Raw genomic sequence first — 4988 nt, 5'->3', positions numbered from 1 at the left:
CGAGATGGGTGGCGACGCCGGCATCGCTCGGCATGACGAGATGAAAGCTCGCGGGCAGTACGCCGACGATCTTGAATGTCCCGCCGGGGAATCCCCATCCGCCGTCGATGCGAACGCTTCTCCCGACCACGGAACGCTCGCCGCCAAAGCGACGACGCCAGAGCGATTCGCTGATGAGAACGCTGTCCGAGAAGGTTCCCTCGTCTTCCGGCTCGAAGCCACGGCCGATGACTGGCTCGGCACCGAGAATCGAAGGGAAGTTCCAGGTGACGAGACCCAGACGCACTGTTTCGGGCTCGTTGTCCTCGACGACCGCCCCGGTAGTCGTCCAGATCGAGGCGAGCTCCTCGAAACGCTCGCTGCGTTCCCGCAGATCGTTCAGCTCGGGGCCCGAGATCGGATAACGTGTGAAATCCGAGGAGGGCATCTCCGACCAGATCAGAGCCAATCGGTCGGCATCGCGATAAGGCAACGGGTCCACGAGGACACCCTTCGTAACGCAGAGGATCGCGGTGCTCGCGCCGATGCCGAGCGCCAGCGAAAGGGCGGCGAGGACGGTGATCCGCCGGTTGCGCCACGTGGAACGCACCGCGAAGCGCAAATCGGTCCCCAGAGAAAGCATCGTGATCTCCTTTCGTCCCGACGGTGAAAGCCTCCGCCGCACGCCGAATGCCGTCCGGATCAGGTCCGCCGAAGTATGACTCCAGAAACGACACGCGCCCCAAGGTCCGCGAAATCGCGGTCGCTCCCGGTCCCGCCGGAGAGATTCGACGAGCTCCGCACCGAACCGCTCGCGAAAGGAGAGCGGGTACAGCCTCAACAGGAGGCGGAAGAGCCGTTGCTCGCTGGGCCCCTCTTCTGGTCGCGTAATGCTCACTTCGTTTCCGCGGCCGCGATGTGTCGCCGAGCGACCTTCATGACGCGCGCCATCCGTTCGAGCTCCGATTCGAGCGCTCGTCTGCCGGCGGGCTGGATGCGATAGACACGGCCTCGGCGGGCGTCGGGGGGCTCCGCGCCTTCGACCTCCGCAACGTACCCGCGCCGCTCGAGGCGCTGCAGAGCCTGGTACAGACTTCCGGAGCCGAGAAAGAAATCGCCGCCGATCCTCTCCTCGACGTCGAGCTTGATCGCGTAGCCGTGTCGGGGCCCCCGGAGGAGGGTCAACAGGATCTCTACGGCGACGTTAGAAAGCTCAGCGTCTCTGGCGTTCGAGGTACGGGACATGATGGGAAACTCTTCTAGTACTCAATGCCGTGGCGGGACCCGTAATCGATCGAGCCGCCACGGCTCGGGCTGCTTACGGCGCGGCCAGCGCGCCGGGCTCGCTCCGCTCGCGCAGGCTGGACTGTACTTTTCGTCAGCCTGCCGGGCTGTGTCTCCACCCCATAAATAGTCACGGATAAACATGTCATGCCGTGACATATTAGCACGAGAAAGCCGCTCCGCCCAACGGACGTCGGTTGACGCGCGGTCGGTGGCGGGGTAACGATGCGCGGATGCTGGAGCTCCTGCTTTTCTCGTTGTTCTCAGCCGTCGCGCCGTTCGACGCCGTGCAGGTCGAGCACAATCTGATGATCCCGATGCGCGACGGCGTGCGGCTCGCGACCGACGTTTACTGTCCCGCCCGCGATGGACGAGTCCTCGACGAGAAGCTTCCCGTGCTTCTCCAGCGCACTCCTTACGACAAGACGGGGCGATCCCTCGTGGAACGGGCGAAGTATTTCGCCTCCCACGGCTATGTCGTGGCGCTCCAGGACCTGCGCGGAACCTATGCGTCCGAGGGTGAGTTCACGAAGTACATCGGTGAAGGTCAGGACGGCTACGACGCCATCGAGTACCTCGCGAAGCTTCCCTACAGTGATGGCCGGGTTGGCATGTGGGGAACGTCGTACGCCGCTCACGTTCAGGCGAACGCCGCGAAGCTAAGGCCGCCTCACCTCGCCACGATCGTTCTCAACATGGGCGGCATGTCGAACGGCTGGGATCACAAGATTCGAAATCATGGGGCTTTCGAGCTGCAGCAGCTCACCTGGGCGTTCCGCCAGCTCTATGAGGAGACCGATGACCCCATCGTGAAGAAGAGCCTGGAGCTCGAGCCGGTCGACAAGTGGCTCCATGCGCTCCCTCTGCGAAAGGGGCTCAACCCTCTGTCCATCGCGCCCAACTTCGAGGACTACATCCTCACGATGATGCAAAGCGGCAACTACGACGAGTACTGGCAGCACCACGACATCAACTGGCAAGAGCATTACAACGAGACCGCCGACATTCCGATGGTGCTCATTTCCGGCTGGTACGACTCCTACGCCGGGGGAACGGTGACGAACTACCTCGAGCTCGAGAAGAGGCTGACCTCGCCCCTGTCCCTCGTCATGGGGCCCTGGACTCACGGCGGCAACACGAGAAGCTATGCTGGCGACGTTTCGTTCGGTGAAGCCGCCGCGATCGCCGACTTCCATGACGCGTTCCACCTGAGATGGTTCGATCGTGTTTTGAAAGGCAAGGGCACCGGGGATGCCGAGGCGCCCGTTCGTGTCTACGTCATGGGGACGGGCGACGGCCATCGAGACGAAGCCGGCCGGATGTTTCACGGAGGGTACTGGCGGGAGGCGGAAGCCTGGCCGCTTCCCGGTACGCGCCTGGTGCCCTTTTTTCTTCATGCGGACGGGACCCTGTCGGAAAGCCGGCCACACAGGGCCACCTTACCCACGACCTATACCTTCGACCCCCAAGACCCCGTGCCGACCATCGGCGGGGCATTTTCGAGCACGAGCCCGGTGTTCGAGCCGGGCGCGTATGACCAGAGGGAGACGGAAGCGATCTTCGGCGCGAGGGAGCCGTACCTTCCGCTAGCCGCTCGCTCGGACGTCGTCGTCTTTCAGACCGAACCCCTCGACGAGGATGTCGAGGTCGTCGGTCCCATTGCCGTCGAGCTCACTGTTTCTTCCACGGCGGTCGACACCGATTTCACCGTGAAGCTCGTCGACGTGTATCCCCCGTCCGAGGACTACCCGCGAGGTTTCGCGATGAACCTGACCGACGGCATTCTGCGAGCCCGCTATCGGAATTCGTCGGAACGCCAGGAGCTCATGACGCCAGGGGAAATCTGCCGGATCAAGGTGGAGCCCTTTCCCACGGCGAACGTCTTCAAGAAGGGTCACCGCATCCGCCTCGACGTCTCGAGCAGCAATTTCCCCCGGTTCGACGTGAATCCCAATACCGGCGAGCCGCTCGGTGCCCATCGACGAACGATGCGCGCCGACAACACGATTCATCACGACGGCGCCCACCCTTCTTACGTCGTGCTGCCTATCGTTCCCGCGGGAAAGGCGGAGCAGTAAGTCGTTTCTACAACCGTGGACGCTTGCCCCGAACGCCCATCGCCACGAGGAACATCACCGACTTGCCACGCGCGTGCGGGGAGAAGAACTCCGTCACGGCGTCGTCGTAAAAAGTGAGGCCGGTGGCGCCGAGCTTCCAGGCGTAGGCGGCGAGGTAGAGCCGGCCGCCGAGAAGCCCGCCTTCGAGGGCGGCGATCCGGTAGCCGCGATCGCCATAGCGGGCGAGAACCGGTTCGAGGTCGGTGAGGACGTAGACGTTCGCGGCCGCATCCGCGGCGAGAGGCTGCCCGAGATCGAGGTACCCCGCCTCTTTTCTGAAATCACCTTCCTTCAATAAAGTAAGCCCCGTGTCGCCGTGAACGTACGTGCCTCGAGCGAGGCCGTCCACTTCGTTCGCGATGACGTAGAGATCGCCGAGCATGGCGTCGAGTGTGGTTGCCTCGAGTATGCTCGTGAGCGCCGCGGCATCGATCGGCCGCCGTTCGAAACGCCGCGCCGAGCCGCGGCGCCGAATCACAGATTCGAGCGGCTCATCGAAGGCGGCCTCGATCCCTGGGCTCGTCTCGTGTCGCTTCCCCGGGGCCGGTGCCTCGCGCAAGGCACGCGCGTCAGCGCCGCTTTCGAGTGAGCTGTCTCGGTGCATCTCGACGATGAGCGGGTAGTCCACGCGGCTTCGCGACAGAGGCACCGTCTCGAGACGCAAAGGCTCAGGACTTCCCGGTGTGGGTGGGAGAGGCTGGTTCGAGGTTCCCAGGCTCACGAGCGTAACGACCCCTTCCTCTTCGGGGTCGATGTCGAGCAGCCGCTCGAGCTCCGGGTCGGCGAAGAACGGGACGAGCTGTGCGCGGATCCCGAGAGCCCGCGCCATCGCCAGAACGTGGGCGAGAATGGTGCCGCCGTCCCAGAACGCGTGACGGTAAGCTCGACTCTGGTATTTCCAGGCGTTGCGCCAGTAGGTGGTCGTCAGTGCCAGCACGGCTTCAGCGCTCGCGACTCGTTCGTCGTCGCCCGTGGCTTCGACGAGCGTCCTTCGCCAATCCCCGGTACGAAGGTGGTCGAGTGCGTGCTCCCGCGGGTCGTAGTGGAAAACCCCGTCTTCCTTAACGACGTAGATCTCGATGTGATAGAGAGCCCCGGTGCAAGCGGCGGCGCGGAACAGCATCTCCTGACCGCCACCATAGTGGATGCGCTTCGTGACGCCGGCCGCTTGGAAGAGTAGACGCGACAGATCCGCCGGGCCGAGCGGCGTCGCTCGTGGCGCCGCCGGAGTCGGCCGGAGCGCTGCGAGCGCGCTCATGCCGTCTGGCTCACTCACGGGGGGAAGCGGGGTGGACGCGACGTCGCGATAAATCTTGAAGGGTATGGGCTGGTTCTGCCAGTCGAGATAATGGCGGTTGAGCCGGACGCTCTCGTAGCTGTGCTTCGTCAACTCGTGAAAGCGCCGTGCGGTCTCTCCCGGAGCTTCGGACACGGCGCCGATCGTAGCACGCCGCTCGATAGGGATAGTGAACCGTAGCCGCCCTCCGTGGTATAGAGACGCGTATGAGAATCCCTGGACACGTCATCGTCTGGCTTTCCGGACTCACCCTCCTCGCCGGCTCGCCGTCCTCGAGCGCAGCTCAAACGGAACGAGGAACGGATGCGATC

The 4988-nt window shown here is 64.0% G+C and carries 4 protein-coding genes; 1 reads left to right on the top strand and 3 read right to left on the bottom strand.

Features of this window, described 5'->3' with window-relative positions; genetic code table 11:
- Together VEK15_30255 and VEK15_30250 are read right to left on the bottom strand one after the other, a co-directional pair.
- The coding region (locus VEK15_30255) for an ABC transporter permease (GenBank protein HXV65016.1) at nucleotides 1-877 on the bottom strand (877 nt) is incomplete at its 3' end.
- Nucleotides 874-1224 carry a helix-turn-helix transcriptional regulator gene (locus VEK15_30250; GenBank protein HXV65015.1) on the bottom strand — a complete coding sequence of 117 codons (351 nt, stop codon included), beginning with the start codon at nucleotides 1222-1224 and terminating at the stop codon, nucleotides 874-876. The genes VEK15_30255 and VEK15_30250, both read right to left, overlap by 4 nt.
- A gap of 272 nt (nucleotides 1225-1496) precedes the next feature.
- Here VEK15_30250 and VEK15_30245 point away from each other — a divergent pair, with 272 nt between their 5' ends.
- Nucleotides 1497-3341 carry a CocE/NonD family hydrolase gene (locus VEK15_30245; GenBank protein ID HXV65014.1) on the top strand — a complete coding sequence of 615 codons (1845 nt, stop codon included), beginning with the start codon at nucleotides 1497-1499 and terminating at the stop codon, nucleotides 3339-3341.
- A gap of 7 nt (nucleotides 3342-3348) precedes the next feature.
- Here VEK15_30245 and VEK15_30240 read toward each other — a convergent pair whose 3' ends face one another.
- Nucleotides 3349-4812, bottom strand: a complete 1464-nt coding sequence (locus VEK15_30240) for a SagB family peptide dehydrogenase (GenBank protein ID HXV65013.1) — start codon at nucleotides 4810-4812, stop codon at nucleotides 3349-3351.
- Between the last annotated feature and the right edge of the window lie 176 nt (nucleotides 4813-4988).

Source organism: Vicinamibacteria bacterium (genome assembly GCA_035620555.1).
Classification (GTDB): Bacteria; Acidobacteriota; Vicinamibacteria; order Marinacidobacterales; family SMYC01; genus DASPGQ01.
This window is presented reverse-complemented; position numbering and strand designations above follow the sequence as displayed.